Raw genomic sequence first — 15,223 nt, 5'->3', positions numbered from 1 at the left:
GGCACGCCGCCGTTCCACAGCGACCACCCCGCCCTGCGAAGCCACCCCTCGATCGTCAGGAGTGTCAATTGAGGATCGCCTCACCAGCCAGCATCGACCCGCAGCATCGGTCGCCTCCTGGCCATGTCGCCACGCCCGGCTGCCCATCCGACTCGCGCACAGCGCCTCCCGAGGAGACCTCGTACGCCATGTCCTTGACCTTCGATCCGCAGTGGCTATCTCGATACCCGGCACAAGATTCGGTCGGTGACGCGGTGTCCTCCTGCGTGTTCTGCGGCATTGCGTCCGGCGACGTGGAATCGCACGTCATAGCCGAGACAGCGGACACCTTGTGTTTCCTGGACCATCTCCCGGCGACCTACGGGCACGTCCTCGTTGTTCCCAAGCAGCACTTCCAGGACCTGCTGGACATCCCGGAAGAGCCATTCCAGCACGTTATGGCGACCGCGAAGCAGGTGGCGAACGCGCTGCGGGACTCGTGCGGCGCGTCCGGCATCAATCTGGTCCATGCCACCGGTGAGGCCGCCCATCAGACCGTCTTTCACTTCCACGTCCACGTCGTGCCCCGCTACGACGGCGATTCGATCGTCGTCTTCCCTCGGCTGGCCGATCCGGCCCACAAGCACGAGGTCGCACAACGACTGCGCACAGCCCTCAACGCCCCACAGCCGTCCAAGACCAAGGCAGAAGGCAGCCAACCATGATCACTTCGCCGATCGACGCCGTCGCCCAGTTCACCGAGCAGGGCTTCGTGCTCCTCAATCAGGCCGTTCCGGACAGCGTCGTCAGCACGCTGGACGCGACCGTCCGCAGGCTTACCGATGACCGCGGCCCCGACCTGACGCACAGCTCGTTCAACACGAACCCGGCCCTGACCCACGTACGTGACGCCGCGAACCTCATCGCCGAGTACCAGCTGCTCTTCGAGTGCGGCGCCCTGATGTCCGTACCCCACCGGATCCTCAACGGGTCGCTCCAGGTCCTGGGCACTGAGGTGCTGCGGCGGGGGATCTACCAGGACGCCCACGAGCCGTGGCACCGCGACTCCGGGCCCTACCTGGAGCGTCCGTACGACGAACTCAACGGACCGCTGCACCTCAAGGCGCAGGTGTTCTTCACCGACACGCGACCCAAAGACAGCAGCAACCTCGTACTCATCCCCGGTTCACACCGGTGGCCGGCCAACCACATGGACGACGCCTACTGGAAGGCGGCGAACGACGCCCTCGCCCGGGGCTCGCTTCCCGACGGCGCCCTGAGCATCCACGCGAAACCAGGCGACGCGGTCGTCTTCGGCAACACCATGTGGCATGCCGTGCTGCCCAACCGGACCCAGGAGCGCCGCAGCGCGATCATCCGCTTCGGGCAAGCGTGGCTGCGCCCGTACGACCACACCTGCGACCCCGCCACCGCGGCCGGCCATCTCTCTTCCCAGAGCCGTCGGCTGCTGGGCTACCACTCCAACACGGTCAACCCGGTGGATCTGTACAAGGACACGACGAGCGGCGAGAGCTGGGGCGCGTGATGACAGACTTGCCGCAGGTCGTCACCGTGCTCGGGGCGACCCGGAACTTCTTCAAGGTCGGCCACTACACGCTGCGCCGACTCGCCGCCGACGCGCAGCAGATGACGCTACGCCTGGCCATCCCGGAAGCCCGGATCGCTGGGCGGGCCGTGCGCGACGTCGAGGTTCAGCTCCGGGACTGGGAGCCGACCCAGCCCGCCTCGCTGGTCGAAGCGCTGGCCGGCACGGAGACCATGCTGATGGTGCCTCCAATCGACCGGCGGCTCGACATCGGCGGCATGTACCTGCAGGCGGCGCAGAGGGCCGGTGTGCAGAGGATCGTCTGCCTGGGCATCCAGTTCGCCTCGGAGCAGTGCGCGATGGCCGACGAAGCGGCAGCGCTGGAAGTTCTCCTGGAGAAATCCGGGATCGCGTTCGACGTCGTCCAGCTGCCCATGTTCCTGGAGAACATCCTTTACCAGTGCCAGTCGATCGCCGAGACGCGGTCTTTCACCTTTCCCGTCGACGCGGACACCCCGTTTTCCTACATCAGCTGCGACGACGCCGCCGATCTGTTCTGCCGCAAGATCCTGTCTCCCGACTCGGTGGATCTGAGCGGCTCCCTGATGAGCCACCACTCGCAGGCGACCTGTGCCCAGTGGGCCTCGGCCCTGAGTCAGGCATGCGGGCGGCCGATCAGATTCGTGCGGCAGACAGACGAGCATTTCGTGACGAGCCTGGCCAAGTACGGGATGCGCCGCAATGCCGCAGCGCAGGTCCTCGGCCTTTGGGGCCGCATCGGCGCTGAGGGGGACGCCCCGGCGACCCGGACGGCCGCGCAGCTCCTGGGGCGATCCTCCACCGATCTTGAGACCTGGACGACGGCCCATGCCTGCTGCTTCGGCCCCGGGTTCACCTCATGTTCCCACCCGCACCCACCCACTCAGCACATGTTCGGCCCCGCCTGAGAGGCGGAGTGCCAGGGCGCAGCGCGAGCCCTCCGCCGGGCCCGCGCTGCGCCTGACCGCCAACTGCGAGCCCGCGTTTCGGGGCACGACGGCGTTGCCAAGTAGAGGCAGGTACCAGGTGCGACGGGCGCTCTCCGCCCCGAACAAAGACCGAGACAGCTGAGGACTCCTTCCATGACTCTCACCAACTGGGCCGGCAACGTCGCCATCGCCGCCGAGGACGGCTGGACGCGCATCACGTCCCTGGAACAGCTGGAGTCGATGCTGACGCGCGAGGAAGGAACAGTGCGCGTCCTCGGATCCAGGTTCACCTACCCCGCTCAGCTGCGGTGCCCGGACGGAACTCGCGGCATCCTCCTCGACCTCCCCGGTCGGGGAGCCGGCGAGCTGCGTGGCGAGAACCTGTACGTCACGGGAGACACGCTGCTCGAAGACGTGTGGCGTGCTTTCGGCCGCCGCGGTTTGGAGCCGGCCGCATGCCCGCCCGTGATCACAAGCCAGACGGTCGCCGGCGCGCTCGCCACCGGCACCCATGCACAGGGTCTGTCCGGCGGCACCTTCTCCGACTGCGTGGCCACCGTCGAGTTCATGGACGGGACCGGCACCCTGCACCAGCTCACCCCCGCTGACGCCGAGTTCGACGCGGCCGTGCTCAACCTCGGGTGCCTCGGCGTGGTCGTCGGACTGGAACTGCGAGGTCGACCCGCAAAGGGACTGCACTGCGCCCGTTTCACCGTCGCCGAGGACAACCTGCCCGAGCGCTACGCCGCCTGGAACCGCGAATCCGTGGCCGCCAAGAGCTGGTGGTTCACCGAGCACCAGGTCACGCACACCTGGATCGTCCACGACGACAGCTGGACACCCTCAGGCGACGAGACCCACACTCGGGCTGACCTGGACCACATCGTGACCCGCACCCGCCGCCAACTGATGGCCGACATCGGCGACGGCCGGGGCCGGACGCCAGCAGCCCAGACGCTGGAGAAGTTCCTCAGCGCGACGGGCTCCACGGGGACACTCCACGGGATCTTCAAGAACGGCATCCCGGCCCCGCAGCTGAACATGGAGATCGCCGTTGCCCTGGACGCCGTCCCCGCGGCGTACGCCGGCCTCAAGGAACTCCTGCGCGACTCTCCCTACAAGCTGCACTACCCCGTCATCCTGCGCACCACCGGCCCAGCCCGCGGTCACCTGAGTCCCACGCAGGCAGCCCCCGCCACCTACTTCGGCTTCGTGTCCTACATGAGCGCCGCCGGGTCGATCACCGCAGCGCGTCCGTTGTTCGACGACATCCAGCGCCTGCTCTACGGCCTGGGCGGTAGGCCGCACTGGGGCAAGTACTTCACTCCGGAGCTGCTGCCCGCCTCCCACACCGACGGCTTCCACCGGTTCCGGCAGGCTCTCCACACGTTCGACCCGCACCGACGCTTCGAGAACGACACGTTCTATCGCACGCTCGGGCTCTCCCCGGCACGACCCGGAACTGACAAGCCGCCCCCGCTCAGCCGCCCCCGCCTACCGGAGCAGCGGGCAGAAACCCGCCCGACGGCGCCGACGCAACACCGCGGATGAATCCCACCAGCGCTACCGACATGCTGTCAGGGGCAGTCCGCAGAATAGGCAGCATGACCCCACCTTCCGCAGCGGCGCCCGCTGTCGACCTCGCTGACGAGGCCGCCTACCTTGAAGCCGTCGCGCAGGCGCGGAAGGCCGCCGATGCCTACTACGGCTCCGGCGAATCAGACCTGGACGACGAGACCTACGACCGGCTGCTGCGCGGCATCACCGCGTGGGAGGACGCGCACCCCGGACAGATCGCGGTCGACTCCCCGTCCCAGCAGGTCGCGGCAGGCGTGACAACTGGCGACGTCGCGCACCCCGTTCCGATGCTCAGCCTGGGCAACGTCTTCTCCGACGAGGACCTGACGGCGTGGGCCGTCTCGCTGGAGCGGCGGCTGGGCGGCGCCACGGTGGCAGGCTGGGCGGTGGAACCCAAGCTCGACGGTGTGGCCCTGGCAGCCCGCTACCGCCAGGGCCGGCTGGCCCAACTCGTCACCCGCGGCGACGGGACGACCGGGGAGGACGTGTCCCACGCGATCGGGGACATCGTCGGCCTGCCCATGACCCTGACCGAACCGGTCACGGTCGAGGTGCGGGGCGAAGTCCTCATGACCGAGGACCAGTTCGCCGCTGCGAACGAGCTGCGGATCGCCCACGGCGCCACGGCCTTCGCCAACCGCCGCAACGCCTCCTCGGGCTCGCTGCGCGCCAAGGACCGTGCCTACCGAATCGGGCAGACCTTCCTGGCCTACGCCGCACTGACCCACCCCGAGCACACCGACGATCCCGGCCTCGCCGCGCTCACCCACACCCAGCTCATCGCCCGCCTCGCCGATCTCGGGCTGGGGACGATGACCGACACCCCGCTCGCCACCCGCACCTACGCGACCGTCGACCAGGTGGTGAACCGGGTGCACGAGATCGGCGCCCTGCGCGCCGGACTCGACATCGAACTCGACGGTGCCGTGATAAAGGCCGACAGCCCTGCCGACCAGATCCGGGCCGGGATGGGCTCTCGCACCCCGCACTGGGCCACCGCCTTCAAGTTCCCGGCCGCCCAGAAGATCACCGTGCTGCGCGCCGTGGAGTGGAGCGTGGGCCGCACCGGTGTGATCGCCCCACGGGCCGTTCTCGACCCCGTGGACGTCGCCGGCACCACCATCACCTACGCCACGCTGCACAACCCGGCCGACATCACCCGCCGAGGCCTGATGCTCGGAGACCACGTCATCGTCTACCGAGCCGGCGAAGTCATTCCCCGTGTCGAAGGTGCGGTCGCCGGTCTCCGTACCGGCACCGAGCAGCCCATCGACTTCCCCGCACTCTGCCCGCGCTGCGGCTCCGGCATCGACCGCAGCCAGGAGCGCTGGCGCTGCGCGCGGGGACGCTCCTGCGGCCAGAAAGAGGCGATCCGGTACGCCGTGGCCCGCGACGCGCTCGACATCGACGGCCTCGGCGAGAAAATCATCGTGCAACTCGTCGACAAGGGGCTGATCGAGGACTTCGCCGACCTGTTCACCCTCACCCGCGATCAGCTACTCACCCTGGACCGCATGGGGGCCAAGAGCGCCGACAACCTCATGGCCGCGATCGAGACGGCCAAGACCAAGCCCCTGAATCGCGTCTTCTGCGCTCTTGGCGTCCTGGGCACAGGCCGTTCCATGTCGCTGCGCATCGCCGCGCACTTCGGCTCCATGCAGGCCATTCGAGACGCCGACGCCGTCGCTTTCGAGCAGGTCAACGGCATCGGCAACGAGAAGGCCCCAGTGATCGTCGAGGAACTGGCCGACCTCGCCCCGGTCATCGACAAGCTCGTCGCCGCAGGTGTGAATCTGGACCAGCCCGGCTTCGTTCCCGCTGTTCCCACAGATGCTGAGGGCGATGCGGAGGCGTCCGCCCAGGAGGCGAAGAGCGAGCTGCCCTTGGCGGGGCTGACCGTTGTCGTAACCGGTGCGATGACCGGGCCTCTCGCGGACCTGTCCCGGACCGAGATGACCGAGCTGATCGCCAAGGCGGGGGGACGCGCATCCTCAAGTGTCTCTGCTCGCACCCACCTCGTCGTCGCTGGAGAGAAGGCCGGTAGCAAGCTCGACAAGGCCCGGTCGCTGGGCATCGAGACCATCACACCCGAGGAACTCGCCCAGCGCCTCGCTGGCATCTGACGTCGGCCGTCGCAACCGAGGACTCCGGGTACGGCGTCCACGCCGCGCACTAGGCGGGAATGCCGGCGCCCCGCGTACCGCGACGCCTGCCTTGCTCGGTTCACCAGGACATCTGAACGTCCGGCTGACTCTGGACTTGGTCAAGAGGTGGCTCGGGCGCGGTGTGCTGTAGGCCGACGCGCTGCTCGGGCGAGGTGGCAGACGTCGCGGGGTAGGGCGTGGTTGCGGAGCTGCGGTAGCCCTCGGCGATGAGTTGAGCGTTGAGACGCGTTGCGTACGTGGGCGTGGCGAGGATGCTGTCCGGGTCGCCGTCGCGGGGGCCGAGGCAGTCTTTGCCCAGGTCGTCGGCGATTCGGGCGGCGATGTGTGCCCGTTGTTCGTCGGGTAGGGCGAGGTAGATGTCGCGTGCGATTCTCGCGGTGGTGGGGTCCGCGGGGGTGGTGTGCGGGTGCCGGGCGGCGAGGACGGCGTCGGCGGCGTGGAGGTATGCCCGGTGCCCGGCGTGGTGTTGGGGGACGTAGGGGCCGATGGGTTGGTCGGGGTCGTCGCTGGTGATCTGGTACTGGTCGCGGTAGGCCGCGATGGTCGCCACGTGGGTTCTCCACGTCGGGTGTTCGTTCGGCTGGGTGGCGTCGCTCTGGAGTCCGGTGAGCCAGGCGGGTTGCTCGGTGAGGGCGCGGTCGGTGACCTCGTTGACCCGGTTCTGGATGAGCCGGGTGGCGTCTTCGAGGTAGGCCGTCAAGGCGTTGTCGGTGGTACGTGACGTGGCGTCGAGCCAGGGAACCGGCCCGGCCTCGGGGGCGGGGCGGGTGAGGTTGTGGAGTTGGTGGCGGATGCTGTCGAGGTCGCTGCCGGGGCGGGCGGCGGTGAGGAGTTGTTCGGCGGGGTGGCCGTGGGCTTCGGCGGCCTTGAGGGTCCAGGCGAGGGTGCGCCAGCCGTCGGTGGTGCCGACTTCGACGGGTGGCGGGGTGGTGTCGAGGTGCCGGTTGAGGCGCCAGGCGAGGACTTCGGAGAGGGACCGAGCGTCGTGCAGGGGTCGAGCGAGGGCGGCCGTGGCGACGGCGGTGAGGGCGTCGTGTCCGGCGTGTTCGGCGCGGCGGATCGCTGCGGTGAGGGCTGGCCAGGCGGGCTCGCCGGTAGCTTGGTCGGCCTTTCGGTCGCCGAGAACGGTGGCGATCAACTGTCGGTGGTCGCCGTCGTGTGAGGTGGGTTCGCTGGCGAGAAGCCGCGGTGGACGGGTCGCGTCGATGGGGTCGAAGGGCTCGGCCGTACGCAGGATCGGTCCCAGGAGAGTGGCGTAGCGCGCGGTGTCGTCGACGCTGGGCTGGGTGAGGGCGGGACTTGGGCTGCGGCCGTCCAGGTGGTCCTTGATGCGCCAGGTGAGAAGTTGAGCGGGGGATTCGGCGCCCGCGAGAGTGCCGCGGCGGGCGGTGTTGGCGAGGACTTGGGGCAGGTCCCAGCCGTTGCTCTCGGCGGTGCGCAGCGCGCGGACGACGGTAGGCCAGGCGGCGTCACGGTGCACCGCGACGGCGTCGGGGCCGAGTGCGTCGGAGACGAGGGCGTGCAGGCGCTGGCTGTCGGCGAGTTCGGTCGCGTAGCGCAGTCGGGGGACCAGGGTGGCGAGGCTGCGGGCCTGGTCGGCGGCGTGGGTGATGGCTTCGGTGGCGGAGGTTTGCGCGCCTTCGGTGGCGAGGACGGTTTCGAGGACTTCTCGGGCGGCGCGGGCGTGTGGGTCGTAGCCGGCGCGGTCGAGGCGGGCGTCCTCGTCGAGGGGCAGGATGCGGTGGGTGACGGCGTAGAGGGTGGTGTGTTGGCGGGCGCGGGTGGCGGCGACGTAGAGGTGTTCGCGGGCCATGTCGTCGGTGATGAGGGCGTGGGTGGTGTCGACGGTGGCGCCCTGGGCGCGGTGGACCGTGGTGGCGTAGAGCAGTTCGACGTGCGCGCCGACGTAGGCGGCGGGGAGGGTGAGAGTGCCGCCGTGCTGCTGGTGTTTGACGGTGAGGGCCCCGTCGGGGCGGCGGTGGGTGACGGTCCAGGCGTCGCCGTTGCGGACCCAGTCCTTGCCCCGGTTGCTGGTCATGGTGCGGCTGTTGAGGCGGGTGACGATCCAGTCTCCGCGGCCGGCGCGGTTGCCGTCGTGCAGGTTGACGCCGTCGGGTTCGACCTGGCCGGCGGTGACGCGGTCGGCGCGGGCGCGGGCGGACAGGGCGGTGACTCCGGCGCTGGTGGACGACGACATGAGGGTGGTCAAGCCTGCGGTCATGTCGGTGTGCCAGGCGGTGTAGGCCTGTTCGACCATGGCCTCGTAGGAGCCGCCACGGATCCGGCCGTTGCTCTCGTAGTGGTCGAGGGCGGTGGTGTCGCCGTCGCGGAGGCGGCGGGTGGCATCGGCTTCGGTCGGGGTGGTGAAGCGGTGCAGGGCGGTGAGTTCGACGGCGCCGGCCTCTGTTGCGAGCAGGCGCAGTGCGCCTCCGGACTCGACGGCGGCGAGTTGCCGGTGGTCTCCGAGGAGGCGTACGAGGGCGCCGTGGCGGGAGGCGATGTCGCGTAGGGCGTCGAGGTTGTGGGTGCCGGCGAGGCCCGCTTCGTCGACGAGGATGACGTCGCCAGGCCGTACCCGGAAGAAGTCCTTCTCAGCGGGGAAGGTGCTGTCGGCGTGCCGGTGGGTGGTGTGTTCGTGGACGAACTTGTGCAGGTTTTCGGCGGGGACGCCGAGGTCGGCGCTGAGGACGGCGGACGCGGCGGCGGAGGTGGCCAGGGGGATGAGTCGCTGCCCGTGGGCAGCGACGACGTGTTGGTACGCGCGCATGGTGGTGGTCTTTCCGGCACCGGCGGGGCCGAGCCCAACGGCGATCAGCCGCGCGTCGGTGGCGAACGCGACGACCATGGCCCGCTGCCCGGGGTCGAGCGTGGTGCCGGTGGTGGCCTCGTAACCATCAAGCACTGCCTGCACGGCGGGGGCTGCGTAGCCCAGGACGGTCGGGGTGCGGGCGGCGTCGAGGAGGCGCTGTTCCGCGTCGAGGATCGTCTGGCTGGTGTAGCGGGCGGCGCCGTGCTGTACGAACACCGACGTTCCGTCCTTGCGGCGCAGCCCGGCGGGCTCGACCAGATCCGGCTCGGCCGTCACGGGTACGCAGAGCGCGGTCATGGCCTGGTGGACGACCTGCTGCAGCACCTCCGCGCGATCATGCTGATCGGTGAAGCGCAGCCCGCGAGGGGCGACGGTGGTGGGTGGTTCGCGCAGCAGCCGGTCGGCTTCGGCACGCAGGTTCCACACCGTCCACGTCGACCGGGATCCCTCTGCCCGCCGCACCGCCAGAGCGGCAAGGGCCTCGACCTGGTCTGTGGATAACGTTGTGGAAACCATCTCGTATCTGTGGGTGGGGCCGGTGGCGGTGACTACCTGGGCAAGGGATCGTGCGGCCGATTGGCCGTGTTCGGCGTGCAGTCGGGCCGTCCACTCCTCGCGCAGCGCGGCGAGGGAACGGGGAGCGGGTTTGGGGCCGCGGGTGTCGAGATTGGCTTGGCCCGCGAGGCGGAACGCCGCCTGGTTGTCGGGGTCGCGGCCGTGGGCGCGACGGAAGTCGACGACCAGCTGCTCGTAGCGGGCCTCGATCTGCGACCGCCGCGATGAGAACGTCCCGATCACGTCGCGCGGAACACCGGCTACCTCACGGACCGGACGCCGTTTGCCCACGGTGTCGGGGCGGACCGCGAACTCCACCCCGAGGTGTTGGACGGCAAGGGTTTCGATGGTGGAGTTGTAGTGCTCGGACGCGGCGACCGCGACGCGGTGCAACGGGCCGCCGTCGAGGCTGCGCCACTTCCCATCCGCTCCCTGGATCTTGTTGCTGATCGCGACGTGGGTGTGCAGGTTCGGGTCGCCGTCGCGGGAGTCGTAGTGGTCGAACATGGCGTAGACCAGGCCGCGGGTGTCCAACTGCGCCTGCCCGGTATCGCCGCTGCGTGTGAACGCCGCGTGCTTCTCCAACAGCTGCAGCGCGGAGTCGCGGGCCTGCTCGTGGATCGCCTTCACCGTGTCGCGGACCCACTCGCGCTCGTCGAGGGCCCACAGCAGGACGAGGCTCTTCACGGGGGTGAAGACGAGGTCGTAGCCGGCGACGGCACCCCGGGCACGACGCGCCTCCTCGGCGCGTACCTTGCCCGTCTCGGCCTGTGTCGGCTCCCGACCTGTCTCGGCGCGCACCACGTCGAGCCGCTGCTCGACACGGGTGTCGAAGTCCTGCAGGGTCGCGTAGACGGGGAAACGGCGCCCGAGGGTGGCCTGACGGATCGCCTCCTGCGTGAGCCGCTCAATCTCCTCGTCGTCCATGCCGGGCCGAACCCGGGTAGCGAGGTGGCGGGCGATGTTGGCATCGGCGTCGGGGTGCATCCCCTGGCCGAACAGGTGCCGCATCTGCTCTTCGGACACCTGCCCGGCCAGACCGAGCGGGGCCAGCCCTCGGCCGCCCCACCGGCCGGGAGGGTTGCCGAGGGCGGTGTAGTAGTCGGTCGCGTCCTGCCCGGGAAGCCGGTCGCGGTCGCCGCCGACGACGTGCCGGGTGAGGTAGGTGTAGCCGTCGCCGACCGACAACTTGTGCAACGTCATCACTGGGCGGCCACCCCCTTCCCTTGCGTCGAATTCGCCTCCCATCCGGCTCGATGGCGCGATTATTTGCGCCTTCTATTTGAGGGGGAGAGGGGACGGTACCCGCCGCAGGCGATCCATGGCAAGAGCATCTGCAAGAGGTGTGTCGGCGTTCTCTATTGAAGCTGTAGATCTACGCTTTAGCTGGTGAGGCGGTGTTGTGTCGGGGTTTTGATGGCTTTTCTTTTCGGTTGTTTGTGGTTGGATTGACGTGGCTTGAAATTGCGACTTGGCCTTGTTGGTAATGGGTGCAGGTGGCTAGGGTTTCGGCATGGCTAAGAGAATTTCTGGTGCGGGTGTGAATCGGATGGCGGCGCGGAAGGCGTCGGAGGTTCGGGCGGCGCGGGTCGCGCGGCTCGCGGCTTACGAGGCGAACGTGACGGAGGCGGTGCGGGTCTACTTCGACCGGGTGACACGCGCGGATCAGGTGCGGGACGAGGCGGACCTTCGGGCTCAGCGGATCCTCGCCGCCGGGCAGAGCAGGGCAGGAGGGCTGGACCGGGAAGCCGATGCGGCCGTCGCCCGGCTACGGAAACTTGGTGAGCCGGTCACGGAGATCGCGGCCATGATCGAGCTTCCGGTTACTGGGGTGCGCGCCGCCCTCGCCCGCGCCAGCGACCAATCGACCCCCGTGGGCGACCAGCCGGCCCTCGTCGATGAGCACATGGAGATGCCCGCGCATGAGGAGCCGGCATTGTCGACGGCATGAGGTCGGGCGCGGCCTTCACCACGGCGCAGCCGGGTGCGGTCGGCAGGGGCGGGCGGTGGCGCCACAGTGATGGCGCGGCGGGGCCGGACTCGACAGTCCGGCCCCGCCGCGCGTCGCGGGTCAGCGGTCGCTGTAGCGCAGGACGGTTCGGTACTCGGCGGCGTCGGCGGCGCTGTATTGGTCGTAGGCGTCCTTCTGCCCGACCAGCACGAGCCGGCGGCGGACGGACGCCGTGGTGGGGTAGCGGTGCTGCGGGGCAGTGGGAGTGGCGGTGGTGCTCATGAGTGGGTCCTCCTGACGGTTCGGGTTGGTGCGCTGCTGCCCGGTTGGGGCCGGGGTGCCGCGCTGACAGGCCGGTGAGGGACCGGCCGCGGCCGGCGGCGGGCAAGCGGGAAGGCCGCGAGATCTTGGGAGCGCAGCGGTCCGGGGAGCGCAGCGAGCCGGCCAAGATGTTGGGTCGCCGCTTGCCGGACGTGGCCGGGTCGGTCACCACTGGGGACTGGCCAGCGCGCACCACGGACACCGGCGAGACCCAAGCGGGTCAGGGTGGAGTGGCGATGCGCGGCGTCTCGTATGGGCGGACGCGTTGTCCGATGAGCCGCAGGCGCAGGTGCCTGACCGGTGAGGTGGGGTAGGCGCGGAGGTAGGTCACCAGCGTGTAGGCGAGGTTGGCGGCGCGCTTTTCGACATCATCGAGACCGGGCTGGCCCTGCATGCGGGCGTTGAGGGCGCCGAGGAGTTGATACCAGCCGTAGTAGAGCTCCTTGACGGCGATGACGTTGTCTGCCGTCAGGTGGGTGCAGGTTCGGGTGGCGGTTAACCACTGCTGGTTCACCGCTTGGGCGTGCTCGTCGAAGAGATTGCCGATGAGCATGTCGAGTTGGCGGCGTACGTCGTCGGCGTCCTGCGGGAGGCTGATCGCGGGCAGGGGCAGACAGGCTCCCGACTGGGGGTGGGCGGCGTGGACGACCTGGGTGATCGTCGCGCAGCCGCGAACCAGCTCCCGATAGGCGTCGGCAAGGTGATGGCGGGCTGGAGGAGTCATGAGAGGTTCTCCGGGCGTCGGGCGGGTGTTCGGTGTTCGACCAGGCGGATGGACTGATCCCCGGGCGGGCCGCGGGCAGCGGCCCGCCCGATGTGGTGGTCAGCGGTGCAGGAGCTGTGGGTCGGTGGTGACCTCGGGGTAGAGGTGCGCGGCGTACTGCTCGCCGTCGGGGGTGGTGACGATGTCGCCGCGGCGGGCCTTGACCGCAGTGCCAGCGTGGGCGTCGGTGAACCGCATGGAGACCGACAGGTTGCGGGCCTGGACTTTGAGGCTGGGCATGTCGGAGTCGTTGAGGTAGGGCAGGAGTTGGCCGGCTTCGACGAGGACCTGGTCGCCGCGGGTGAGGTTGCGGGCCCGGGCGGCGAGGTCGCCCCAGCACATGACCTCGAAGAACATGGCGCGGGTGTCGACCCACTTGCCGCTGTGGTCGCGGTAACGGTCGCGGTGCACGATCGAGAACTGGACGTACTCGCGGCCGTCGCGGGTGTGGCCGGTCTGCGGTGAGGCGGTGAGCCGACCCTCGACGATGCAGGTGAACAGGGACATGACGACGCTCCAGACAGTCGGGTCGGGTGAGGGGTGATGGGCGGGGCCGGCCGGCGCGGCCGGCCCCCGCCTGCGGTGAGGGCTAGAAGGCGGGCTCAAGCTCGCGGTCGTCGGCGCTCCAGGGGTCCTCGGCCTGCTCGGTCTTGGCGGTGCGGGCGGACTGGGCGCCGGCGAACCGCATCGAGACCGCGACGTTGCCGGCGGTGACCTGCAGCTGCCCCGCCGGCTTCTCGCTGTTGGGTGACTGGTAGGCCCAGACGGAGAGGTCGTCGCGGGCCTCGACGATGACCGTGTCGCCCTTGCGCAGGTGCTCGGCGCACCGTTCGGCGAGGCTCTCCCAGCAGGTGACCGTGACCCACATCGTCGGCCCGTTGCTCCACTCACCGCCGTTGCTACGGCGGCGGGTGTTGTGGCCGACCCGCAGCTTGCAGACGGCCTTGCCGGAGGGGGTGACGCGCAGCTCGGGCTCGTCGGCGAGGTTGCCTTCGAAGGTGAGGTTGAACAGCATGACCGTGCTCCCTGTCGCTTGGTGTGCGGCGGGCGGGCCGGCCGGGTGACCGGGGCGCCGGGGTGCCGCGCTGACGGGGCCGGTCAGAGCCCGCCCTGGGGCCGGGGCTGCAAGCAACCGGTCAAAAGATCTTGGCGTCGAGCGGAGCGAGACAAGGGGCCAAGATGTTTTGGAAGGGGGCTTAGCGGCCCCGGCCCGGGTGGGCTGACCTTCGGGTCCCTCAGCAGCGGACACCCGGCCGCCACCCGGGACACCAACACCGCCCGTGCGCCTCATCCGTGAGGATCGGGGCACGGACGTCGTACCGACCTCGCCGGCCGCCGAGCTCGGGCGCTGGCGGCACGCTTGGACGGAGCCAAATGATGTGGGGGCGTTCTGCGCCCGCCAGCGCCGTCCGGACGTGTCGTGGCCGGGTCGCTTGTTCCGGGGCGAGATGCTGCCCGCAGGGAGCGACCGTCCGCGCCTGGCATTCCTCGCGCGGGTTGCTGTCCAGCCACACGGGGTGCCGAGTCAGAGGCCCCGATGGCATACGGCGGCGGGGTGGTTGAACTCGACAACTGGTAGGCGCTGGGTGCTGGACTGGTCGTGTTGTGTTCTTACCGAAGTGTTCCGGCCCCACGATTCCGGCATGTTGTGGCTCCACGGCGGGAGTTCCGAGACGTTCTGGCCCCAAGCGGCCGTCGATGCCGTACGCCGTCAGCGTGGCCCACCTGGCAGCGTTCGGCCGGGAGCATGGAGCTCGTCGGTCGCCGGCGAGCCGGGTGCCGGCCTCGATCCCTTGGCGGTCGTGCTAGCGGACTATTCCTCGGTGAGGGTTTGTGCCACTCAACATTGCGCCAGGTTGCGTGCGCGTGGCGACCACCCCAATGACGACGGGAGCTGCTACGCGCGCCATATGGGCGCAAGGGTCCGACCCGGACATGGTGCGCACGTGACGGGTCGTAGCCGGCCCGATTTGGAGTGGGGTCAATGCAGCCTCCTTGCCCGCCAGCCTGCTGCGTGCCAGCATCTGGACATGAGCATCTTCGACTCCATCGCACGCGGCTTGGGCAGCCTCCGCCCGCTGTCCGACGCGGAACTCGAAGATGAGCGCGAGGCGTTGCGACAGCGCTACGTGTCCAGCGACAGTGACGGCGAGGCGTCGAACCTCTACGACGAGCTGCACCGCTACAACGGAGAGATGACGCGCCGCGCCAACGAGGCCTACAAGCGTGACAACCCGGACGCAACCACCAGGCACCGCGAACACGGCTGGTACCTGCCGAACGACGACTAGCCAATCGGGCATGATCTGCCGCCACCGGCTAGCAGCACCAGCGTCCAGACAATTTCTTGCCCGGATCTTCACCGCTCGGGTGACCGGGAGACAAGCTTCAGTGGCACGCGGACACACTTCGGTGGCAAAGGACACCCGCGTCCTGCTGAGCGAGACCGCCGTCTGGCGCATAGCGCCGCAGATCGCGCGCGACACGAACATGGCGCAACGCCGTCGACGGCCGCACCGCGCGTGGATGTGCCTGAACAGGAGCGACGCAGCCGGCAGGGTCAGAGCGTCGCCGCTCGTGCACAAGCG

General features: G+C 69.5%; 12 protein-coding genes. 7 read left to right on the top strand and 5 right to left on the bottom strand.

The genetic code is table 11. The features are described from left to right. Positions 1-188: 188 nt before the first annotated feature. The 5 genes from OG598_RS11790 to ligA all read left to right on the top strand — a co-directional run bounded on the left by OG598_RS11790 (position 189) and on the right by ligA (position 6,194). A complete protein-coding gene (locus tag OG598_RS11790) occupies positions 189-704 on the top strand; it encodes an HIT family protein (protein WP_328654450.1) in 516 nt (171 codons plus the stop codon). Continuing rightward, positions 701-1,525, top strand: a complete 825-nt coding sequence (locus OG598_RS11785) for a phytanoyl-CoA dioxygenase family protein (protein WP_328654449.1) — start codon at positions 701-703, stop codon at positions 1,523-1,525. The genes OG598_RS11790 and OG598_RS11785 overlap by 4 nt, the downstream gene beginning before the upstream one ends. Further along, positions 1,522-2,472, top strand: coding sequence for an NmrA family NAD(P)-binding protein (locus OG598_RS11780; RefSeq protein ID WP_328654448.1), 951 nt, complete (start codon positions 1,522-1,524; stop codon positions 2,470-2,472). Before OG598_RS11785 ends, OG598_RS11780 begins: the two co-directional genes overlap by 4 nt. 174 nt (positions 2,473-2,646) lie before the next feature. Continuing rightward, a complete protein-coding gene (locus tag OG598_RS11775; protein WP_328654447.1) occupies positions 2,647-4,044 on the top strand; it encodes a D-arabinono-1,4-lactone oxidase in 1,398 nt (465 codons plus the stop codon). Next, a complete protein-coding gene (gene ligA / locus OG598_RS11770) occupies positions 4,041-6,194 on the top strand; it encodes an NAD-dependent DNA ligase LigA (RefSeq protein WP_328654446.1) in 2,154 nt (717 codons plus the stop codon). The genes OG598_RS11775 and ligA overlap by 4 nt, the downstream gene beginning before the upstream one ends. Before the next feature lie 100 nt (positions 6,195-6,294). On the opposite strand, the gene mobF is transcribed toward ligA, so the two are convergent. Then, entirely contained in the window at positions 6,295-10,803 is a 4,509-nt protein-coding gene (mobF, locus tag OG598_RS11765) for a MobF family relaxase (RefSeq protein WP_328654445.1), read from the bottom strand. Between the two features lie 346 nt (positions 10,804-11,149). On the opposite strand from mobF, the gene OG598_RS11760 reads away from it, so the two are divergent. Beyond that, on the top strand, positions 11,150-11,551 hold the full coding sequence (locus tag OG598_RS11760; RefSeq protein ID WP_328654444.1) for a hypothetical protein: 402 nt from the start codon (positions 11,150-11,152) through the stop codon (positions 11,549-11,551). Positions 11,552-11,671: 120 nt separating this feature from the next. On the opposite strand, the gene OG598_RS11755 is transcribed toward OG598_RS11760, so the two are convergent. The 4 genes from OG598_RS11755 to OG598_RS11740 all read right to left on the bottom strand — a co-directional run bounded on the left by OG598_RS11755 (position 11,672) and on the right by OG598_RS11740 (position 13,650). After that, on the bottom strand, positions 11,672-11,833 hold the full coding sequence (locus OG598_RS11755) for a hypothetical protein (protein ID WP_328654443.1): 162 nt from the start codon (positions 11,831-11,833) through the stop codon (positions 11,672-11,674). Positions 11,834-12,092: 259 nt separating this feature from the next. Then, the gene (locus tag OG598_RS11750; protein WP_328654442.1) at positions 12,093-12,596 is read right to left on the bottom strand and encodes a hypothetical protein; all 504 of its coding nucleotides are present in this window, start codon (positions 12,594-12,596) and stop codon (positions 12,093-12,095) included. 99 nt (positions 12,597-12,695) lie between these two features. Then, positions 12,696-13,142 (bottom strand): single-stranded DNA-binding protein, encoded by a 447-nt coding sequence (locus tag OG598_RS11745; RefSeq protein WP_328654441.1) that lies wholly within the window; start codon positions 13,140-13,142, stop codon positions 12,696-12,698. 82 nt (positions 13,143-13,224) lie between these two features. Further along, the gene (locus OG598_RS11740) at positions 13,225-13,650 is read right to left on the bottom strand and encodes a single-stranded DNA-binding protein (RefSeq protein ID WP_328654440.1); all 426 of its coding nucleotides are present in this window, start codon (positions 13,648-13,650) and stop codon (positions 13,225-13,227) included. A 1,015-nt stretch (positions 13,651-14,665) separates the two neighbouring features. Between OG598_RS11740 and OG598_RS11735 the strand changes: the two genes are divergently transcribed. Beyond that, complete coding sequence (locus OG598_RS11735) at positions 14,666-14,926, top strand: hypothetical protein (protein WP_328654439.1); 261 nt, start codon at positions 14,666-14,668, stop codon at positions 14,924-14,926. Positions 14,927-15,223: the final 297 nt, after the last annotated feature.

Source organism: Micromonospora sp. NBC_00330, from assembly GCF_036136635.1.
In the GTDB taxonomy this organism is placed as follows: domain Bacteria; phylum Actinomycetota; class Actinomycetes; order Mycobacteriales; family Micromonosporaceae; genus Micromonospora; species Micromonospora salmantinae.
Note: the sequence above shows the minus strand (reverse complement) of the source record. Positions and strands in the feature narration are given on the sequence as shown.

Bases quoted from the DNA above. Each gene is read 5' to 3' on its own strand.
- ligA (WP_328654446.1), top strand. From the start codon at position 4,041: ATGAATCCCACCAGCGCTACCGACATGCTGTCAGGGGCAGTCCGCAGA.
- OG598_RS11785 (WP_328654449.1), top strand. From the start codon at position 701: ATGATCACTTCGCCGATCGACGCCGTCGCCCAGTTCACCGAGCAGGGC.
- OG598_RS11745 (WP_328654441.1), bottom strand. From the start codon at position 13,142: ATGTCCCTGTTCACCTGCATCGTCGAGGGTCGGCTCACCGCCTCACCG.
- OG598_RS11750 (WP_328654442.1), bottom strand. From the start codon at position 12,596: ATGACTCCTCCAGCCCGCCATCACCTTGCCGACGCCTATCGGGAGCTG.
- OG598_RS11735 (WP_328654439.1), top strand. From the start codon at position 14,666: ATGAGCATCTTCGACTCCATCGCACGCGGCTTGGGCAGCCTCCGCCCG.
- OG598_RS11760 (WP_328654444.1), top strand. From the start codon at position 11,150: ATGGCGGCGCGGAAGGCGTCGGAGGTTCGGGCGGCGCGGGTCGCGCGG.
- mobF (WP_328654445.1), bottom strand. From the start codon at position 10,803: ATGACGTTGCACAAGTTGTCGGTCGGCGACGGCTACACCTACCTCACC.
- OG598_RS11790 (WP_328654450.1), top strand. From the start codon at position 189: ATGTCCTTGACCTTCGATCCGCAGTGGCTATCTCGATACCCGGCACAA.
- OG598_RS11755 (WP_328654443.1), bottom strand. From the start codon at position 11,833: ATGAGCACCACCGCCACTCCCACTGCCCCGCAGCACCGCTACCCCACC.
- OG598_RS11775 (WP_328654447.1), top strand. From the start codon at position 2,647: ATGACTCTCACCAACTGGGCCGGCAACGTCGCCATCGCCGCCGAGGAC.
- OG598_RS11740 (WP_328654440.1), bottom strand. From the start codon at position 13,650: ATGCTGTTCAACCTCACCTTCGAAGGCAACCTCGCCGACGAGCCCGAG.